This window comes from Rhizobium etli 8C-3, from assembly GCF_001908375.1.
Lineage (GTDB): Bacteria > Pseudomonadota > Alphaproteobacteria > Rhizobiales > Rhizobiaceae > Rhizobium > Rhizobium etli_B.
Window position 1 is genome coordinate 969,753 of the sequence record NZ_CP017244.1, and the last position, 18,703, is coordinate 988,455.

At 58.7% G+C, this 18,703-nt stretch carries 17 protein-coding genes; 9 read left to right on the forward strand and 8 right to left on the reverse strand.

All coding sequences use genetic code 11. The annotated features are described in order from the left end of the window. The first annotated feature begins 246 nt into the window (after positions 1 to 246). Positions 247 to 1,161: a polyphosphate kinase 2 gene (ppk2, locus tag AM571_RS29515; RefSeq protein ID WP_074064525.1), complete on the forward strand. Its 915-nt coding sequence runs from the start codon at positions 247 to 249 to the stop codon at positions 1,159 to 1,161. Between the two features lie 217 nt (positions 1,162 to 1,378). Here the strand turns inward: ppk2 and AM571_RS29520 are convergent, their stop codons facing one another. Further along, positions 1,379 to 1,702, reverse strand: coding sequence for a hypothetical protein (locus AM571_RS29520; RefSeq protein ID WP_081377237.1), 324 nt, complete (start codon positions 1,700 to 1,702; stop codon positions 1,379 to 1,381). Positions 1,703 to 2,204: 502 nt separating this feature from the next. Between AM571_RS29520 and AM571_RS29525 the strand changes: the two genes are divergently transcribed. Together AM571_RS29525 and AM571_RS29530 are read left to right on the forward strand one after the other, a co-directional pair. Further along, positions 2,205 to 2,939, forward strand: a complete 735-nt coding sequence (locus AM571_RS29525; protein WP_074064526.1) for an SDR family oxidoreductase — start codon at positions 2,205 to 2,207, stop codon at positions 2,937 to 2,939. Between the two features lie 26 nt (positions 2,940 to 2,965). Beyond that, a complete protein-coding gene (locus tag AM571_RS29530; protein ID WP_074064527.1) occupies positions 2,966 to 4,243 on the forward strand; it encodes an L-fuconate dehydratase in 1,278 nt (425 codons plus the stop codon). Between the two features lie 2 nt (positions 4,244 to 4,245). Here the strand turns inward: AM571_RS29530 and AM571_RS29535 are convergent, their stop codons facing one another. After that, positions 4,246 to 5,271 carry a Tim44 domain-containing protein gene (locus AM571_RS29535; protein ID WP_074064528.1) on the reverse strand — a complete coding sequence of 342 codons (1,026 nt, stop codon included), beginning with the start codon at positions 5,269 to 5,271 and terminating at the stop codon, positions 4,246 to 4,248. 85 nt (positions 5,272 to 5,356) lie between these two features. After that, positions 5,357 to 5,815 carry a YbaK/EbsC family protein gene (locus tag AM571_RS29540; RefSeq protein ID WP_074065656.1) on the reverse strand — a complete coding sequence of 153 codons (459 nt, stop codon included), beginning with the start codon at positions 5,813 to 5,815 and terminating at the stop codon, positions 5,357 to 5,359. Between the two features lie 156 nt (positions 5,816 to 5,971). Between AM571_RS29540 and AM571_RS29545 the strand changes: the two genes are divergently transcribed. The 6 genes from AM571_RS29545 to fhuB all read left to right on the forward strand — a co-directional run bounded on the left by AM571_RS29545 (position 5,972) and on the right by fhuB (position 13,916). Then, entirely contained in the window at positions 5,972 to 6,805 is an 834-nt protein-coding gene (locus AM571_RS29545; RefSeq protein ID WP_074064529.1) for an amidohydrolase family protein, read from the forward strand. 121 nt (positions 6,806 to 6,926) lie between these two features. After that, positions 6,927 to 7,811, forward strand: coding sequence for a helix-turn-helix domain-containing protein (locus AM571_RS29550; protein WP_074064530.1), 885 nt, complete (start codon positions 6,927 to 6,929; stop codon positions 7,809 to 7,811). 165 nt (positions 7,812 to 7,976) lie between these two features. After that, a complete protein-coding gene (locus tag AM571_RS29555) occupies positions 7,977 to 10,175 on the forward strand; it encodes a TonB-dependent siderophore receptor (protein ID WP_074064531.1) in 2,199 nt (732 codons plus the stop codon). 105 nt (positions 10,176 to 10,280) lie between these two features. Then, positions 10,281 to 11,063, forward strand: a complete 783-nt coding sequence (locus AM571_RS29560) for an ABC transporter ATP-binding protein (RefSeq protein ID WP_074064532.1) — start codon at positions 10,281 to 10,283, stop codon at positions 11,061 to 11,063. A 5-nt stretch (positions 11,064 to 11,068) separates the two neighbouring features. Next, entirely contained in the window at positions 11,069 to 11,941 is an 873-nt protein-coding gene (locus AM571_RS29565) for an ABC transporter substrate-binding protein (protein ID WP_074064533.1), read from the forward strand. A 40-nt stretch (positions 11,942 to 11,981) separates the two neighbouring features. Further along, the gene (fhuB, locus tag AM571_RS29570; protein ID WP_074064534.1) at positions 11,982 to 13,916 is read left to right on the forward strand and encodes a Fe(3+)-hydroxamate ABC transporter permease FhuB; all 1,935 of its coding nucleotides are present in this window, start codon (positions 11,982 to 11,984) and stop codon (positions 13,914 to 13,916) included. A 683-nt stretch (positions 13,917 to 14,599) separates the two neighbouring features. Here the strand turns inward: fhuB and AM571_RS29575 are convergent. The 5 genes from AM571_RS29575 to AM571_RS29595 all read right to left on the reverse strand — a co-directional run bounded on the left by AM571_RS29575 (position 14,600) and on the right by AM571_RS29595 (position 18,656). Further along, positions 14,600 to 15,214 (reverse strand): TerC family protein, encoded by a 615-nt coding sequence (locus tag AM571_RS29575; protein WP_074064535.1) that lies wholly within the window; start codon positions 15,212 to 15,214, stop codon positions 14,600 to 14,602. Positions 15,215 to 15,356: 142 nt separating this feature from the next. Beyond that, positions 15,357 to 15,659, reverse strand: a complete 303-nt coding sequence (locus AM571_RS29580) for a hypothetical protein (protein ID WP_237358663.1) — start codon at positions 15,657 to 15,659, stop codon at positions 15,357 to 15,359. 135 nt (positions 15,660 to 15,794) lie between these two features. Then, positions 15,795 to 15,905, reverse strand: a complete 111-nt coding sequence (gene cydX, locus AM571_RS29585; protein WP_074064537.1) for a cytochrome bd-I oxidase subunit CydX — start codon at positions 15,903 to 15,905, stop codon at positions 15,795 to 15,797. Positions 15,906 to 15,918: 13 nt separating this feature from the next. Then, entirely contained in the window at positions 15,919 to 17,070 is a 1,152-nt protein-coding gene (cydB, locus tag AM571_RS29590; protein ID WP_074064538.1) for a cytochrome d ubiquinol oxidase subunit II, read from the reverse strand. A 5-nt stretch (positions 17,071 to 17,075) separates the two neighbouring features. Then, positions 17,076 to 18,656, reverse strand: coding sequence for a cytochrome ubiquinol oxidase subunit I (locus AM571_RS29595; RefSeq protein WP_074064539.1), 1,581 nt, complete (start codon positions 18,654 to 18,656; stop codon positions 17,076 to 17,078). Positions 18,657 to 18,703: the final 47 nt, after the last annotated feature.

Sequence of the window (18,703 nt, forward strand, 5' to 3'; positions counted from 1 at the left end):
TCAACTGCCACGGCCGCCTCGTGGTTAATGGCATTTTCGGCAAGGTCAAGCCCACAGAATGGCGGGGATCGTCGTTTTCAAAAACGCAGCGCGCTTTCTTGAGACGTTGTTTTACGCACGCCTGCATTAACCGCTATATCGAACCCATCAGCCGCACGGGTCGTTGAGCTCACTATGGCTTCAAAATCCCGTCATACAGGCGTGAAACAAATTGCCATTGCGTGGCACATGCGGGGAGAGAAAGATATGAATATGCCAAAGGATGATCTCGATAAACCAGATTGGCTGGAAGCCGAATTGGCCGATACGCTCGATGAGGACTACGAACTCGAGCTCTCCGAACCGGCGCTGTCGGAAGAAATCCGCAATCGCACGTCGCATCCGCCCCCAATGCCGCGCGTCGATTACTTCCGCGCGCTCCTGGCGCTGCAGGCCGAGCTGATCAAATTGCAGGACTGGGTATCTTATCACAGGGAGAAGGTCGTCGTGATCTTCGAGGGGCGCGATTCGGCCGGCAAGGGTGGCGTGATCAAGCGCATCACGCAGCGACTCAACCCCCGCGTAGTGAGAGTGGTCGCGCTGCCGGCGCCATCGGACCGGGAGAAAACGCAATGGTATTTCCAGCGTTACGTGCCACATCTGCCAGCCGGTGGCGAGATCGTGCTCTTCGATCGGTCCTGGTATAATCGGTCCGGTGTTGAGCGCGTCATGGGCTTTGCGAGCGAAGACCAGGTGGAACAGTTCTTCAACGATGTGCCCGAGTTCGAGCGCATGCTGGTGCGCTCCGGCATCCGACTGGTCAAATACTGGTTCTCGATCACCGACGAGGAACAGCAGATGCGTTTTTTGATGCGCATCCACGATCCCCTGAAACAGTGGAAGCTGTCGCCGATGGATTTGCAATCACGGGTCCGGTGGGAAGCTTATACCAAGGCAAAGGAAGAGACCTTCGCCCGCACGAATATCCCTGAGGCGCCCTGGTACATTGTCGAAGGCAACGACAAAAAGCGGGCCCGCCTCAACTGCATCGACCACCTGTTGACGCAGATTCCCTACGAAGACGTGGCGCATGAGGACATCACGCTCCCGGAGCGAGTATTTAACCCCGACTACGAACGCAAAGTCCTTCCGCCGGAGCTCTACGTGCCGCCGAAATACTGAGGCAGCTCAAAAAGCATCGAAGACATGCGGGATCCGAGCAACGTCTAGCCGCCGGCTGGTTCGTCTTCAGGTCTCCTCAGGGGCACGTGATAATGTTTGAAAAGGTTCCTTGTGTGTAGAGATGACGAACAGGTTCTCGCCTCCAGCACGATCCGCACGAGCGCGGCAGCTTAGTCGTCGCAACTGGTCATGTTTGTACATCCGGGCACAATTGTGCCTACTGCTGCTGCGGAAGATCCGGCCGGATTACGGGAGTGTTGCCGATAGGCGGCGCAGGCTTGACCAAGTCTCCGTCGCCGATCGACGGCGGCTTTAGCACGCCGTTGCAATCAGACAATTTCGAAGTGTCCGACGACCCATTCTTGGGTGGTGAAGTGCCGTTCTCAAAGGCGCGGGCCGGATTCTGCGGCTGGTCTGGCGCCTGGCAGCGATCCGACTGACTGGCGAGCGGCTGGGCAAGCGCCAATCCGCACAAAAGTCCGACGGCATATGCGCCGATGCGCCTCGTGCAACTGACAACATTTTCTTGAATGGAGAGCATGAGAACCCTCCTTCGTTCGCTTGTCGTGGAAACACTCTGGAATATCGAATGTTCCAAATGCGCCGGCGCGGGGTCAATCGACGGGTTGCCCGATTTTGCGCCCCGATGCTTTTGTCGCTGCCAGCATCGGAGCGCATGCTGCTTGACTGCAAAGTCGCCGCCAGAACCCAGGCGGCTGGGTTATTCTTGGGACGCTTGCCCGGGTTTTCAATGAGGCACTCCTGCAGATGCGGCTTTCTTTTTGAAAAACGATCCGAGCATACCTGGTCGTCAACCTCGCCAGGCTAGAGTGTACGTGTTTTGACGCTGCGGGCAAATTGGTGGAACGGGCCTTCAAATCGCCAGCCAGGACTTGACGACCACGACCTGGATATAGTCTCCGTCGACGTCGAGGGATAGACAGTTTCACTATTCGATTGACACCATAAGAGCCGCCGTTCAGGTTCGGCACCGATGAAACCGAGCGCTAACCGACGTATTGAAACCTTGAGAAGGCCAAGACATGACCATCACTCTTTCCGGCAAGACCGTTCTGATCACCGCGGCAGCGCAAGGCATCGGCCGTGCCAGCGCAATCGCCTTTCAGAAAGCCGGGGCCAAGGTTCACGCGACGGATATCAATATGAATGCACTGGCTACGCTTGCCGCTGACACCGGGGTGTCGACGCACAAGTTGAACGTGCTCGATGAGGGGGCCGTGAAGGCATTGGTCGCTGAAATCGGCGCGGTCGACGTGCTGTTCAACTGCGCCGGCTTTGTGCATGCCGGATCCATTCTGGAGATGCAGGATGGCGACCTGGAATTCGCTTTCGACCTCAATGTCAAGGCGATGATCCGCACGATCCGCGCCGTGCTACCCGGCATGCTGGAGCGCAAGGACGGGGCGATCATCAACATGGCTTCGGTTGCCTCCAGCATCAAGGGTGTGCCGAACCGCTTTGCCTATGGCGTCACGAAAGCGGCAGTAATCGGCCTTACGAAGTCTGTTGCCGCCGATTACGTCGCTTACGGCGTCCGTTGCAACGCCATTTGCCCCGGCACGGTCGAAAGCCCGTCGCTGCAGGATCGCATGCGCGCGCAGGGCGATTATGATGAGGCGCGAGCTGCCTTTATTTCTCGTCAGCCGATGGGCCGTCTCGGTACGCCGGAAGAGATTGGCGACCTTGCCGTCTATCTTGCCGGTGCTACCTATACAAGCGGACAGGCCTACGCGATCGACGGCGGCTGGACGATCTAACCGCCCGGCCAGTTCGGGAGGAACCCATGACCGTCATTACCGGCCTTAGCGTCTTTGATCTTCGCTTTCCCACCTCGCAAAGCCTCGACGGCTCCGATGCGATGAACCCGGACCCGGACTATTCGGCGGCCTACGTTATCTTGAATACGGACGAGCCGGGGCTTTCTGGCCACGGGCTCACCTTCACGATCGGCCGAGGCAACGACATCTGCTGCCTGGCAATAAAGGCGATCGAGCATTTGGTTGTCGGCGCAGATCTCAGCGAGGTTATCGCCGATCCAGGTGGATTCTGGCGGCATCTGACAGGCGACAGCCAGCTTCGCTGGATTGGTCCGGAAAAGGGCGCCATCCATTTGGCAACGGGAGCCGTGGTCAACGCTGTCTGGGATCTTCTTGCAAAGCAGGCGGGAAAGCCTGTGTGGCGGCTGGTCGCGGAGATGGGAGCGGAGGAGATCGCAGACATCGTCGACTACCGCTACCTCACCGACGTGCTGACGCGTGACGAGGCGGTCGCAATCCTGAGACGTGCCGAGGCGGGCAAGGCCGAGCGCATCGCAACGCTCGAGAAAGAAGGTTACGCCTGCTACACGACCTCTGCCGGCTGGCTCGGATATGATGATGCAAAGCTGCGCCGTCTCTGCCAGGAAGCGATCGACGCAGGCTTCGATCATGTAAAGATGAAGGTCGGTCGCGATCTCCAGGACGATATCCGCCGGCTGCGCATCGCCCGAGAGGTGATTGGTCCGGACCGCTATTTGATGATCGATGCCAATCAGGTCTGGGAGGTCAAGCAGGCGATCGACTGGGTGAATGAACTGGCCTTCGCCAATCCCTACTTCATCGAGGAGCCGACAAGTCCCGATGACGTGGCCGGACACCGGAAAATTCGTGAGGCAATCAGGCCGGTCAAGGTGGCAACCGGCGAGATGTGCCAAAACCGGATCATGTTCAAGCAATTCATCGCCGAAGGCGCGATCGACATCGTGCAGATCGATTCGTGCCGGATGGGCGGTCTGAACGAGGTGCTGGCCGTACTGCTGCTTGCCGCAAAATACAGTCTTCCGGTATGGCCGCATGCGGGCGGCGTCGGCCTTTGCGAATATGTGCAACATCTGTCAATGATCGATTATGTCGCCGTGGCCGCCAGCAAGGACGGCCGCGTGATCGAATATGTCGATCATTTGCACGAACACTTCCTCGATCCGTGCGTGATTAAGGACGCGGCCTATATGCCGCCGTCAAAGCCTGGTTTTTCAATTGAAATGAAGGCGCAATCGATCATCGACTACGCCTTCAAGGGCTGATTTCAGGCAGCGCGCTGCTCTGTGCTTTGGATGGCTGCAAGCTTCCAGTCGCCGCCGGTTCTGCGTACAAAGGTCCAGATTTCGGTGCTTTCGCCAGGGTGGCGATCGTCACCGGAAACGACGCGTCCGCTGTCGCGATCGACCATTGCATCGATCGACGAATAGCGCATTGCAAGTGTTGCATAATCCTGACCGTCCTCGCGCCAGGCTTCGGCGATGTCACCTTGCAGGAGCTTGACGTCCGTGACGCGGTTGCGCACGCCGTTCGTGGCGTTTTCGCCGAGTTCTTCGGCGAGATAGGACATGGCTTCGGGTGTTGTCAGTTTGCGCAGGGTATTATAGTCCTCGGCGCCGTAAGCGGTCTGCACCTTGGTCAGCAGCTCCTCGAACTGATCCAGATCTGCCTGCGTCAATCCGATTTCGTCGCTTGGCCTGTCATTGCGCTGGTGCTGTTGCTGTTGATAGCCTGCAGCACCCGAGCCGATCGCCGGAATGCGAAACGATGAATTGCTGTTCGACGACATGTTGCTGTAGGAGGAGGCACTCCGGCCGCCTGCCGCACCGCCTGCCGCACCGTAGGACGGCTGGCGTCGATTTGCAAACAAGCGCATGGCAAGCATGACTGCGCCAAAGATCAGGGCAATCTGCAGCAGCATGCCGAGGAAGCCGAAGCCGCCGCCGAAACCGTGGCCGAGGAGCATGCCGAGCAGCCCGCCGGCGATCAGTCCGCCGATCATCGAACGGCCAAAGCCGCCGAATAGACCACCCGAACGCTGGGCGTTAACAGGCTGTTGGGCGGTAGCAGGTGTCTGCGGGCGCGGCGTCATCGACCGTTCCATCGGCGCGGCCGGGGCTGGCGCGGTACGTGTGACCGGCGGCGCCTGAAAGGTGCGCGTTCCGCGGCTGCCGAACCCGCCGAAACTTCCAGCGCGGCGCGCCTCGGCATCGCTATAGGCAGCAAAAACGGTAGCGCTCGTCAGAACGGCTATCGCCGCAATCTTGGCAAAACGCGAAACGGCACTCTGCATCATATCTCCTGTCATGCAACAACCATGGCATGTTTGGGAGGTAATATAGGTATTGTCTCGTCAATTTGAAGCTCGCCGACCCGACTTATTGGCAAACGTCGACCCATGTAGCGCTGGTGAGTTCGGCGAGCCGTTCGGTCGTGATGCGAACGGCCGAATGCGTGGAGCCGGCGGCCGGTACGACTTCGTCGAAACGCTTCAATGAAACATCGCAATAGACTGGAATTGGGGCAGGCAATCCAAAGGGGCAGACGCCGCCCACCGGATGGCTGGTGACTTCCAGGACTTCTTCCGGTCCCAGCATGCGGCCCTTTCCGCCGAATGCATCCTTGAATTTGCGGTTATCGAGGCGAGCCGTGCCGCTTGCCACAACGAGCATCGTCTCATCACCGACCCTGAGGCAGATCGTTTTGGCGATTTGCGCCGGCTCGACTCCGTGCGCTTCGGCTGCACGCGCCACTGTCGAAGAGCTTTCGGCGGTTTCGATGATTTCGATCTCAGGTGCATGTGCACTGAAAAATGCGCGGACGGATTCAAAGCTCATGGGCAACAGGACCAGCAGGATCGGGATTGAACAGACCTGGAAAAGTATCTGATGCTCGAGGAATTTCAATCGCATTTGGAACCTGGATGCACTTGCGAGCAGGCCGGTTTTCTGACTTCTTTGTGGCGCGGCGAGACATTTTGAGGGAGGTAAGCGATGCGGCGCGTTGACTGCCATATGCATTTCTGGACGCTGGCGATGGAGCCCTACTATTCACTCTGGATGTCGCCGGACGACAAGGTGCTCTATCGCGATTATGGGCCGCGCGACGCCCTTCCGCTGATGGAGAAGAACAACGTCGAAGGCGTCGTTGTCGTTTCGGCTGCGTCTTCCGTTCATGAAACCGGTTATCTTCTCGGCCTTGCCGACGGGCGGGATTTCATCAAGGGCGTGGTTGGCTGGCTTGATCTTCTCGCGCCGACGGCTGCCGCCGACCTTGGTGGCTGGGCACGCTTTGCTAAGCTGAAGAGCATCCGTCCCTATCTTCAGGATCTGCCTGAAGAGGATTGGATCCTGAAGAAAGAACTTGATCCAGCTTTCCGCGCCATGCTCGAACATGGTCTGCGGTTCGACGCATTGATCAAGCCGCGGCATATCCTCAACATCGTGAGGTTCATCGAGCGCTATCCAGATCTGCCGGTGATCGTCGATCACATGGCCAAGCCCGAAATCGGAAGTGGCAATTTTGAACCGTGGCGACGCGATATGGAACGCTTCCGCGATTTCGACCATGTATATTGCAAGATCTCCGGTATCGTGACCGAGGACGGTCCGGATTGGACGCCGGAGCGGCTTCAACCTTATCTCGAGGCGGTCTTCGATATTTTCGGACCCGATCGCCTCGTCTTCGGCAGCGACTGGCCAGTGGTTAATCTCGTCGGCGATTACAGCGCCTGGATCGAGACGCTCGAACACGCCATGAAGAGCCTTCCTGCTGCCGACAAGCAAAAGATTTGGGCATCAAACGGCGAGCGATTTTACGGACTTTGACAGGGCAGGCAGTCTTATCAACGTGTGTATCCGCTTTTCTATTGCTCATCCGCGAGGTTTTGGATAGGAAAACATGATTATTTTATGAAGGTTTTCATGACGCAGTCGTGCGGGATCGGGTATGACATTTCAGCCGCGGATGCAAAACAAGATCGAAGGCTTTTCCATAATTGGCGGGATGAACCGCCGGAACTGGAACGGCATCGTCGCAGACGTCTGGGATGTCGAGTGCGCGCCTTATGCCGGTGGCTATTATGTTGCCAGCGATCCGCGGCTGTTCATTCTTCTCGATCTGCGAGGTCCGGGCAATTCGCGGATCAAGTTGGCGCCCAACAACAGCGGGTTGGTTCAGGATACCGCGCTACGGCCGATTTCCTATGTTCCGGCCGGCATGGAACTTTGGGCCGATCTCGTCGATGTCCATTCCGTCCGTCATCTGGATATCCATTTCGACGCAGATATCATCAGCCGTCGGCTGATGGAGGATATCGATCCGAAGCGGCTCGATGATGCGCGGCTGCTTTTTCACGACGAGCGCGTTTTGACACTCGCAAATTTGATCGCCACGGAATGCATCAATCCCGAACCCCTGCATGATCTTTATGGTGATGGGCTTTGCTTATCGCTGATAATCGACGTGATGAAGCTCACGAAAGCGCCGACACGCAAGCGAAGCAAGCTCGCAAGCTGGCAGCTTCGACGCGTACTGGAGTTTATCGATCAGAATTGCCTTCGCAATATCAGGCTGGAAGAGCTCGCAAATCTCACTGGCCTTTCGCAATCGCATTTCAGTCACGCTTTCAAGGCGTCCACTGGTGTTGCGCCGCACCAGTGGCAAACGAACGCCCGGCTGACCAGGGCCAAGCAATTGCTCTCAAAGGGCGAATTCACGCTCCCGGCGATCGCCGCGGAGACGGGCTTTTCCGATCAGGCGCATTTCACGCGTGTCTTCCGCAAGAATGTCGGCACCACGCCGGCCCACTGGAAAAAGGCGCAGGTTGCCTGAAACAACGCCGCGCGGGCTTTTGTTGACAATGCGATAATTTGCCCAAGAACGTTCAAATTCCACCGAATGCGACAATCCACTACCTTTAATTTGAGTTAAACGCTCAGCTTATCAAAAGGACATGGCCGCGGGGTACAGGCTCTCGGTGCGAGTGGGGTAGACATTATGCGTGGGCATGCAAAGGGGCTCATCTTCAAGGCGCAGCTATCGACGGGCATGGCCATCGTCGGGCTCGCAACTGCAATGCCTGCTTCGTCGCAGGAAGCAACGGAGCTGAAGCCTGTCATCATCCAGGCCGAGGGGGGAACTGGTAACGCCGAGGCGACTGGGACGAGCCCCGTCAAGGGCTATGTGGCGAAGCGCTCCACGACTGGTTCCAAGTCCGACACACTGCTGAGACAGATACCGCAATCGGTGTCGGTTATCGGTTCTGATGAAATGCAGGACCGCGGTGTCGTGAATAAGGTGGATGAGGCACTCACCTACACACCCGGTGTCAATGCCCAACCCTTCGGCAATGATGGCGATACTGATTGGTTCTATATCCGCGGCTTCGACGCCACGCAGACGGGTGTCTTCATGGACGGCCTCAACCTCTTTAGCTATGGTTTCGGCGGCTTCCAGATTGATCCTTTCATGCTGGAGCGCGTCGAGGTTCTCAAGGGGCCGGCCTCGGTCCTTTATGGCGGCTCCAATCCGGGCGGGATCGTCAACCTCGTTCGCAAGCGACCAATCGACGAGCCGCTCTTTTATACAGATATCGGCATCAACAGTAATGGAAACGCCTTCACCGGCGTGGATTTCTCCGACAAGGTCGGGTCAAGCGATACCATGACCTATCGGCTGACAGGCAAAGTCGCCGGCGGCGATAACTATTCCGATTTTTCCCATGACCTGCGTGGTTTCATCATGCCGCAGCTGACACTGGTTCCGGATGATGCGACAATGGTCAACGTCTGGGGCTACGTGGGTGCGTTGGATCAAGTCCATACCGGGAACGGCTTTTTCCCCCATGAGGGCACAGTCGCCGACGCTCCCTTCGGCAAGATTCCACGCGACGCTTTCCTCGGTGAGCCCGACATCGATCAAGGCAATTATGCGCAGCAGATGGTCGGCTACGAGCTCAAGCACGAGTTCGATAGTGGCTGGAAAATTACCCAGAGCGCTCGCTACGGTCATCTGAGAAAACATGAGATTGGCCCTTATGGTTTCGGATATGTCAACACGACCGATCCCACCAACCCAAATTATTACTGGCTCAACCGTATCGGTTTCGAACACAAATCCACGAGCGATTCCTACTCGATGGACAACCGCGCCGAGAACGAATTCGACTTTGGCCGGAGCACGCATAAGGTGATGGTCGGCATTGACTATAAATATTACAGGCTCGACCACGTTCAGGCCGCGTCTGCCGCCATGCCGATTGACCCTATCGACCCCGTTTACGGCAATCCACAACCGGAAAACAGCATATATCTCAATCAGGTCATTACCCAGCAGCAGGTCGGAGCCTACGTGCAGGATCAGATCCATTTCGGCGAGGGCTGGCTGGCGACCCTCAACGGCCGCTACGACTATGTCGATACACAAACGCGTAACGGTCCTACTTTTTGGGCACCGAACCAAAATTTTGCTTATGGTTACGACAAGACAGCCTTCAGCGGGCGTGCAGGCCTCGCCTATGAATTCGCAAACGGCGTAACGCCCTATGTCAGCATTGCGACCTTCTTCAACCCCATCGTCGCAACCAGCCTCACCCGCAATATCAAACCGGAGGAAGGCAATCAGCTCGAGGCCGGCATAAAATACGAACCGACCTTCTTCGACGGCACAATTTCCGCATCGCTCTTCGAACTCACGAAGAAGAACGTTGTCGTAACGGATCCCTCGACGATGCTCTCAAGTCAGCTTGGCGAGGTGCGTTCGCGCGGCTTCGAATTCGAGAGCAAAGCCAATCTCACCGATAGCTGGAAAGCGATTGCCGGCTTCTCTTACACTGATCTTGAAATCACCGAGGACGCCAATTCGGCGCTCGTCGGCAACACTCCCTACCTCCAGCCCAAAGTTCAAGCAAGTTTATGGCTCGACTACACCGTGTTGCGGGGTGTGCTGGAAGGCCTAAGCGTGGGCGGTGGTGTGCGCTATCAGGGTTGGTCGTGGGCAGACAATGAGAACAACAAGAAGGTGCCAGGCGCCGCCGTCTTCGATGCCGCAATCCGATATGAGAAAGAAGATTGGGGCGCCTCCATCAACGTCACCAATCTCTTCGACAAGGAATACGTCAAGGGCTGCGGTGGTCTCAGCACGTGCGGTTACGGCGATGCGCGCGCGATCACCTTCAAGCTCAGCAAGAAGTGGTAAGTTGACAATTAGAGTAGAGTTTTGCAGGAAGCCCCCAGTGCGGGAGCCGAGTGCGGCAGCGAAGTGCTCTTCCGAATGGGTTTCGATGCAACAACGGAGAACTTGATGGTGTCCACAGCCTTTCTGACGATGTCGGGCGTCGACTATTCGATGGGCACGAGGAAAATCCTTTCGGGCATCGACCTTGCACTGGAGCACGGACGTGTTTACGGGCTGATCGGGCCAAATGGTTCCGGCAAGAGTACGCTCATGAAAATCATCGCGCGTCAGATTGTGCCGGTTGCCGGAACGGTCTCCGTCGAGGGCAGGGCGGCGACGAAATGGGGCGGCCGCGCCTTCGCGCGCAACATCGCCTATATGCCGCAATTTGCGCCTCCCACCGATGGAATGACGGTCCGCGAGCTCGTGTCTCTCGGTCGCTTTCCGTGGCATGGCACGCTTGGCCGGTTCGGGAAGATCGATCGCGAGCTCGTCGAGGACGCCATCTCGCGAACGGATCTTGAGGCGTTCGCCGACGCACTGGTGGCAAATATGTCGGGCGGTGAACGCCAGCGTGCCTGGATCGCCATGATGCTGGCGCAGAATGCCCGTTGCCTGCTGCTGGACGAGCCAACCTCTGCGCTCGATCTTGCACATCAGGCATCCGTGCTTTCGCTCATCCAGTCGCTGAGCCGCGAGCGTGCACTGAGCGTGGTGATCGTGCTGCACGATATCAACCTCGCTGCGCGCTACTGTGACGAGATCATTGCGCTCAATCATGGCCGCATCACTGCCAAGGGAAGCCCAGGCACGATCATGCAGGCCGACCTGCTGAAGACCATCTTCGGGATCGGCATGGGTGTTTTTTCGCATCCTGCACGCGGCGAACCCGTCAGCTATCTGCTGTGACGGCGATGGCGCATTTTACCCGCAGGCATTTCATGGCGCTGACAGCTGCGCTCGCAACCCCGGCTCTCGTCAGGGCAGGCGAAGCGCGACGGGTCGCCACGCTCGACTGGGCACTGCTCGAGACGCTTCTTGCAATCGGCGCAAATGTGGTTGCCGCACCCGAGCTGCGGCAATTCGGCCATATCGTCGTTAAACCCGAGGTCCCGGCATCAGTCGCCGACCTTGGACTGCGCGGCACACCGAATTTCGAGGTGCTTCGCTTCGCCAGGCCCGACCTGATCTTCAGCTCGAATTTCTATGCCTGGGCAGATGCACGCATGCGTCTGATCGCCCCGGTCGAGAACCACGCGGTCTACAAGCCGCGCGAAGATCCATACGATCTTGCGCAACAGACGACGCTTTCAATCGGCGAGCGCCTTGAACTTGGGGCGGCAAGACAGCTTACGGAAGAGCTGGCCGGGAAACTTCAACGCTTTCGCGCCGTCTTTGCCAAAGGCGACGGACGTCCCGTCATCCCCATCAACCTTGGCGATGCACGGCACTACCGTGTCTTCGGCTCCGACAGCATGTTTGGTGCTGTCTTGAAACGCACAGGACTGACAAATGCCTGGCAGGGCGCGACCAGCTATTCGGCCGTGGCGCCGGTCGGGATCGAAACGCTCGCGTCGATGCCAGATGCCTGGATTGTTGTGATCCCACCGCACCCGAAGGACGCCCTGGCGACACTCGAGATGAGCGCTTTTTGGAACGCGCTTCCCGCGGTTTCTGAAAAACGGGTGATCATTCTCGGCTCCATCAACCCCTATGGCGCATTGCCGGCGGCGATGCGTTTTGCCGATCTACTGGCAGAGGCGCTTTCCAGTGCCTGGAACGGTTAACCGCGTGATCTCCGCAAGCCGGCTCCGGCAGCCACGCGCCATGAGCTTCTTTCTGACAGGGCTTTGCCTCGTCGTCTTCGCGCTGCTTGTCCTGCTGCGCCCGAAGCTCTCAGGGGAGGCAGCTGCGCTCGACGCGGTCCTGCTCTGGCAAAGCATGATGCCGCGTGCCGCGCTTTCGCTGATTGCCGGTGCGGCTCTTGGGCTTTCCGGTTTGCTGCTGCAAAGGGTCTTGCGCAATCCGATCGCTGACGCCTCGACGCTCGGGGTCGCAGCCGGCGCCGAGCTGGCGCTGACGATCGTGGCGAGCGCTTCGCCGCTGCTGCTCGGTATTTCGCGCGAGCTTGCAGCCTTTGCAGGAGGGCTTGGTGCCGTGGCCATCGTGCTTGCCTTGGGCTGGCGGCGAGGGCTAGATCCGGTTACCGTCGCGCTGTCGGGCATGATCGTCACCCTGATCGCCTCGGCACTCAGCGTCACAATCATCCTTGCGCGCGGCGAATACGCGATGTCGATCTTCATCTGGGGAGCCGGCTCGCTCAGCCAGCAGGATTGGAACGGCGTGATTTCGCTCGCCCCGCGGCTTCTGCTCGGTTTTGCAGCCGGCCTGTTGCTGCTTCGGCCGCTTCGCGTTCTCTCGCTGGATGATGCCGGGGCAAGAAGCCTCGGTCTGGCGCTGCATTCGGCCCGTTTTGGCGTAGTGGCACTTGCCGTTTGGCTATCGGCTTCGGTCACGGCGCAGGTGGGCGTCATCGGTTTCATCGGGCTCGCTGCACCTGCGATCGCCCGTCTTGCCGGTGCGCGAACGACCGGCCAGATGATGATGGCCGCGCCCCTGACGGGCGCAGCTTTGCTTTTCCTGACGGACTGCATCACGCAACTGCTCGGACCGGGTTTTACTGACCTGGCGCCAGCAGGTGCGGCAACAGCTCTCTTCGGCGGACCGCTGCTCTTGTACCTTTTGCCGCGCGTCCACTGCTTCCCGACCGAAGCTCCTCAGCCTCTGCTTGCCTTTCGGCGCCTCGGCAAGCCTTCCGCCGGCTTGCTTGTGCTGTTGATCGCTCTTGCGGGCGTCATTGCGCTCGCATTGACGTCGGCTCCCGCCGGCGACGGATGGCACGTCGCAAGCGGCGCGCTCTTCTTCGATCTCCTGCCGTTTCGCCTGCCGCGCACCACAGCGGCGGGCGGAGCCGGAGCGATACTGGCGGCTGCAGGTTTCATCATGCAGCGCCTGACCGGCAATCCGATTGCCAGTCCGGAGGTGTTAGGCGTGAGCGCCGGCGGCGGAGCAGGTCTCACCGTTGCACTCTTCATCTTCGGTTTTCCGTCGCCGATTGTCATGCTGAGCGCGATGTCGCTCGGCGCCCTTGTGGCATTTCTTGTCATCATCGGGATTGCTGCGCGCGCGCGATTTTCGCCGGAGCGTTTGCTGCTCGCCGGTGTCGCCATCGGCGCCTTTTCGATGGCCATCGTAACGATGGTCCTCGCGCAAGGCGACATGCGCAGCTACATCCTTCTCACGTGGCTTTCGGGCTCGACAAACCGGGCAGGGCCGTTCGAGGCATGGACAGCTTTGACCGCATTGGCGGGTCTGGCAGCGCCGCTACCCCTCCTGGGCCGATGGTTGGCCATCTTGCCGCTCGGTGGCTCGGCTGCGCGCGCCCTCGGCTTGTCGGCCAGGATGAGCCGTCTGGTGCTGGCAATGATTGCAGCACTGATGACGGCAATCGCCTCCTTTCTCGTTGGTCCACTGAGTCTGACGGGTCTTATGGCTCCGCATCTTGCGAGATTGATGGGCTTCCAGAAACCGGCGCATCAGCTTGCCGCAAGCATCCTCATCGGTGCTGTCATTTTGATCTTCGCCGATTGGCTTTCGCGCGTCGTCATCTATCCCTATCAGGTTCCCGTAGGGCTCTTTGCCGCTCTGATTGGCGGTCCATATCTGGTTTGGCTGCTCACCCGGAAGGCGGCGCGTGCGTAGCGGCACCGGGTTCACGGATCACGCCTTAATCAGTATGAGGACTGCGTCGACGGACCAGCCATTGGCTCCAAATGGATGATCAATGCCAAGCAGGGTGGTTTCATCGGCTTGCCGGCGGTGAATTTCATGCGGTGCGCTAGCCGGGCCCAGGCTCGCCGTTGATAGAAGACAGCGCGAAATCAGTGCACGCCATCATCGTGCTTGACCGCAATCTCGGCGATGGCGCGCAAAGACCGGGCCCAACTCAAGATCGCAAATGACCATCGACATATGGCAAGCGCAACGATCGGCGATTTCGGGGCGATCGCCCAGACCGGGGGAATGACTTTGCTGGCGTCACTGCATCCCACATTTCATGTAAAGAGCATTCGATGCGGGCGAGCGCCTCGTCTGACGCATCGTTCTGCTGATCACCGGCAACATCTCCTGCGATCTCGATGAAGCCTGCGTCGCGCACGTCGACACCTGTCAGCGCTTCGCGATTGTAGTGGTCGCTAGCGGCCGGTCGCATCCGCACCGGGGACGACCTGGCGCCACCTTGCACAAAAGGCAGCGCGACAGGTCAGGCGTCAAGCGCAGGGCGTGCTGCAGTCGCTGCCTGTCAGCATTGCTGTTTGTAAAAAAGTAAAGGCGGAGCGGCTTTCGCCGATCCGCCTCAAAGGCAATTGCATCAGCTCTTACGACTAGAGATGCGGCCACACTTCCAGGACGCCACGATGAATCATGTCGAGGGCGACGTAAAGGATGATCAGCAGGCCGACATAGGCGATCCAGCGATGGCGGTTGAGCAGGCGGGCGATGATGTTCGCCGCGACACCCATCATGGCGATCGAGAGCGCAAGGCCCAGCACAAGCACGGTCGGGTGCTCGCGTGCGGCACCGGCAACCGCCAGCACGTTGTCGAGCGACATCGAAACGTCGGCGACGACGATCTGGGTTGCAGCTTGCATGAAGGTCTTCTTGGGTCCGGTGGAGGCTTCGCCGTCCAGACCGATCTCCCCGCCGTTTGCATGCTGGGAGCGAAGCTCGCGCCACATCTTCCAGCAGACCCAGAGCAGGAGCAGGCCCCCGGCAAGCAGCAAACCGACGATGCTCAAGAGCTGAACCGTCACGGATGCAAAAAGAATGCGCAGAACGGTGGCGGCAAGAATGCCGACCAGAATGGCCTTCTTACGCTGAGCGACCGGCAGGCCGGCGGCAGCAAGACCAATGATGACGGCGTTGTCGCCGGCAAGAACAAGATCGATCGCGATGACCTGCAGGAGTGCAGTCAGGCCCGCAGCAGTAAAGATTTCCATGGAAACGTCCCCAGAATGCCTTCGACAAGCGTGCTAGTGTCCCCGGAACGCCACGTCAACCATGAATGACGCAAGGTCAAGCAAATGCTGCGCGGGGAACCGCTCTGTCCCCAAGTTTTTAAGGTCGCGCGTTTCGGCAAGTTCAGTGCTTCAGCTTGATGATGATCTCCCGGTATTCGTCGGCAATGGCAATTGCTGCCTTTACAACGACCGGACTGATCGATTTGTGGTCAATCGCCAAGCGGCAGGTCTCGAAGACGCCGCGCAATTCGTTCTCGATATCCGACAGATGTGGATATTTCTGCACCAGAAGATGGGGTAGAACTTTAGCTTTTTCCTTCATGGCTTTGGTTTCATTAGAAAAAATATGCCTGTCCGCGATCACCTCCCGGATTGCATCCTCAAGACGCCATGTCGCACCAATCATATCCGTGACTGACACCATCATATCTTCTCCTGCCACGCTTCAGACGGGTATTAATAGGCAATCCTTGTGCCAGATTGACCAAAGGCTCTGCGAGGATGGGCCGGCGGTGTGGCAGGGTGCATTCACGGCCGGGCGCTTGTCCTGAGTTTTTTGTCATTGCTTCTTCTTCCTGGCTTCGTCGTCGACCAGTTCGTACCACATGGCGTTGAGGACGGCGAAGGCGGCCGCCAGCGGCAGCCCGAGCATCCATGCGAAGTACCACATCACCTTATCTCCTTCAGTAGGCGTGTCCGTTCTTGTCGGTAACCGACTTTTCGTCGACTTTGCCCCACAGCACTTTGTAGACCCAGGCGGTGTAAGCGGCGACGATCGGCAGAAATATCAGCGAGACGACGAGCATGATGAAAAGCGTCATGTGGCTCGAGGAAGCATCCCAGACTGTCAGGCTTGATCGCGGATCGAGCGAGGAGGGCAGAATAAAGGGAAACATCGAGACGCCGACCGTTGCTATGATGCCGAAGATCGAGAGCTTGCTGAAAAGCAGGGTCGAGACCTCGCGCCTCGCCCGCATTGCAGCAAACGAAAGTGCCGCACCCAGCAGGCCGAGTACCGGAGCAATCAGCAGCCACGGATAGGTGCTGTAGTTTGCAAGCCACGAACCGTCATGCTGCGCCGTTTTCAAGAGCGGATTTGACGGACCGCCGGGGCTGATGGCGCTGGTGATGCGATAGCCATCGATGCCGAGCGCCAGGAAAAGGCCGCCAAGGGCAAAGAGTACGATAACGCATAGGGCAGCAACGCTTCCATAGTTTCTGGCGCGCTCGGCAACGGGACCGCTCGCCTTCAGCACCAGCCAGGATGCGCCGTGCAGGACGAACATGGAGACCGAGAGCAGGCCGCAAAGCAGCGCATATGGATTGAGAAGGCCGAAGAATGAGCCTTCGTAAAAAATGCGCATGTCGTCGGCAAAACGGAAGGGCACTCCCCGCAATACATTGCCGACGGCAACGCCGAAGATTAGCGACGGCACGAAGCCGCCGATGAACAGCGCCCAGTCCCAGTTGTTGCGCCAGCGTGCACTTTCCCGCTTCGAACGGTACTTGAAGCCGACCGGGCGCAAGATGAGCGCAAGCAGGATCGCAAACATGGCGAGATAAAAGCCCGAGAAGGAAACGGCATAGAGCGCCGGCCACGCGGCGAAGATGGAGCCGCCGCCAAGGATCAGCCAGACCTGATTGCCTTCCCAGACCGGGCCGATCGTGTTGATCGCGACGCGGCGTTCCGTGTCGGTCTTGGCCACGAAGGGCAACAACGCACCGACACCCAGATCGAAGCCGTCGGTTGCCGCAAAGCCGATCAGCAATATGCCGAGCAGCAGCCACCAGATCATCCGTAGGGTTCCGTAGTCGACGAGTTCATGAAGGACCATGGCGATCACTCCGCTGCTGGAACGATTGTTTCGGAAATGAGTGCGGCGTCCGGCTCCTCGTCCGGATCCGGCCCCTGGCGGATCGCTTTGATCATGAGGCTCATTTCGACGACGATGAGCGTCGTATAAAGTGCGGCAAAGCCGATGATGGTGGCAAGCACCGTGCTTGCCCCCAGGCTGGAAACTGCCATTGCCGTCGGCAGAACCCCTTCTATGACCCAGGGCTGTCGACCGATCTCGGCGACGATCCAGCCAGCTTCGATGGCAATCCAGGGAAGGGGTATGGCGAAAACGGCGACCCTCAGGAGCAACGGATATTTGTCGAGGTGGCGGCGGGCTGACAGCCAGAAGAAGACTGCCGTCAGCACGATGAAGAACATGCCGAGCCCGACCATGACGCGGAACGACCAGAAAAGGGTCGGAACATGCGGGATCGTGTCGCGTGCAGCCTGGACAATCTGTTCATCTGTTGCCTGGCGCGGATCATCGACATAGCGCTTCAATAAAAGCGCGTAGCCGAGCTGATGGCCAAGGTCTTCAAAGGCGCTGCGAACCTCGTGCGCAATGCCGTCCGGTGTTGGAGCCGCGCGGATTTGCATCAGCGCATCATAGGCCTTGATGCCTTCGCGGATACGGGTCTCGGCCTGCTGTTCAAGCTTGTCGATCCCTGGAATTTCGGTGGTCAGCGAGCGTGTCCCGACCAGTCCCATGACCCACGGGATATGAATGGCGTAATGCGTCTCACGCGATTGCTGGTCCGGAAAGCCGAAGGCCGTGAAGGCTGCAGGTGCCGGTTCCGTCTCCCACATTGCCTCGATTGCGGCGAGCTTCATCTTTTGGTTTTCAGTCGCCAGATAGCCGCTCTCGTCGCCGAGTACGACCACCGAGAGAGCCGAGGCAAGTCCGAAGGAGGCGGCAACCGTCATCGAGCGCTTGGCAAGCTCGATATGGCGGTCTTTCAGCAGGTACCAAGCCGAGACGCCGAGCACGAAGATCGAGGCGCAGACGTAGCCGCCAGAAACCGTATGCACGAATTTCGCCTGGGCGACGGGATTGAAGACCACGTCGAAGAAGCTCGTAATCTCCATACGCATGGTCTGCGGATTGAGCGCCGAGCCGACCGGGTTCTGCATCCAGCCGTTGGCGATCAGGATCCAGAGCGCCGAGAAGTTGGAGCCGAGCGCCACGGCCCAGGTGGCAATCAGGTGCCCCACTTTCGACAGCTTGTCCCAGCCGAAGAAGAAGAGGCCGACGAAAGTCGCTTCCAGAAAGAAGGCCATCAGCCCTTCGATCGCCAGCGGCGCACCAAAGATGTCGCCGACATAATAGCTGTAGTAGCTCCAATTCATGCCGAACTGGAACTCCATGACGATGCCGGTCGCCACGCCCAGTACGAAGTTGATGCCGAAGAGCGTGCCCCAGAATTTCGTCATCTGCCGCCAGATCTGCCTGCCGGTCATCACATAGGTGGTTTCCATGATGGCGAGCAGCACCGACAGACCGAGCGTCAGCGGCACGAACAGGAAGTGATAAAGCGCCGTCAGGGCGAACTGGAAGCGCGAGAGCGCGACGATATCTAGTTCCATTGTTTTTCTTCCACAGTCCCACAGGATGTCGAACGGGCGCCGGTCGG

What these genes read in the sequence shown, in the direction of transcription:
- cydB (WP_074064538.1), bottom strand. Translation starts at nt 17,070, where the DNA reads ATGGTCCTTCATGAACTCGTCGACTACGGAACCCTACGGATGATCTGG.
- AM571_RS29565 (WP_074064533.1), top strand. Translation starts at nt 11,069, where the DNA reads ATGGCGCATTTTACCCGCAGGCATTTCATGGCGCTGACAGCTGCGCTC.
- AM571_RS29540 (WP_074065656.1), bottom strand. Translation starts at nt 5,815, where the DNA reads ATGAGCTTTGAATCCGTCCGCGCATTTTTCAGTGCACATGCACCTGAG.
- fhuB (WP_074064534.1), top strand. Translation starts at nt 11,982, where the DNA reads ATGAGCTTCTTTCTGACAGGGCTTTGCCTCGTCGTCTTCGCGCTGCTT.
- AM571_RS29560 (WP_074064532.1), top strand. Translation starts at nt 10,281, where the DNA reads ATGGTGTCCACAGCCTTTCTGACGATGTCGGGCGTCGACTATTCGATG.
- AM571_RS29555 (WP_074064531.1), top strand. Translation starts at nt 7,977, where the DNA reads ATGCGTGGGCATGCAAAGGGGCTCATCTTCAAGGCGCAGCTATCGACG.
- AM571_RS29550 (WP_074064530.1), top strand. Translation starts at nt 6,927, where the DNA reads ATGACATTTCAGCCGCGGATGCAAAACAAGATCGAAGGCTTTTCCATA.
- AM571_RS29595 (WP_074064539.1), bottom strand. Translation starts at nt 18,656, where the DNA reads ATGGAACTAGATATCGTCGCGCTCTCGCGCTTCCAGTTCGCCCTGACG.
- ppk2 (WP_074064525.1), top strand. Translation starts at nt 247, where the DNA reads ATGAATATGCCAAAGGATGATCTCGATAAACCAGATTGGCTGGAAGCC.
- cydX (WP_074064537.1), bottom strand. Translation starts at nt 15,905, where the DNA reads ATGTGGTACTTCGCATGGATGCTCGGGCTGCCGCTGGCGGCCGCCTTC.
- AM571_RS29530 (WP_074064527.1), top strand. Translation starts at nt 2,966, where the DNA reads ATGACCGTCATTACCGGCCTTAGCGTCTTTGATCTTCGCTTTCCCACC.
- AM571_RS29525 (WP_074064526.1), top strand. Translation starts at nt 2,205, where the DNA reads ATGACCATCACTCTTTCCGGCAAGACCGTTCTGATCACCGCGGCAGCG.
- AM571_RS29520 (WP_081377237.1), bottom strand. Translation starts at nt 1,702, where the DNA reads ATGCTCTCCATTCAAGAAAATGTTGTCAGTTGCACGAGGCGCATCGGC.
- AM571_RS29545 (WP_074064529.1), top strand. Translation starts at nt 5,972, where the DNA reads ATGCGGCGCGTTGACTGCCATATGCATTTCTGGACGCTGGCGATGGAG.
- AM571_RS29535 (WP_074064528.1), bottom strand. Translation starts at nt 5,271, where the DNA reads ATGCAGAGTGCCGTTTCGCGTTTTGCCAAGATTGCGGCGATAGCCGTT.
- AM571_RS29575 (WP_074064535.1), bottom strand. Translation starts at nt 15,214, where the DNA reads ATGGAAATCTTTACTGCTGCGGGCCTGACTGCACTCCTGCAGGTCATC.
- AM571_RS29580 (WP_237358663.1), bottom strand. Translation starts at nt 15,659, where the DNA reads ATGGTGTCAGTCACGGATATGATTGGTGCGACATGGCGTCTTGAGGAT.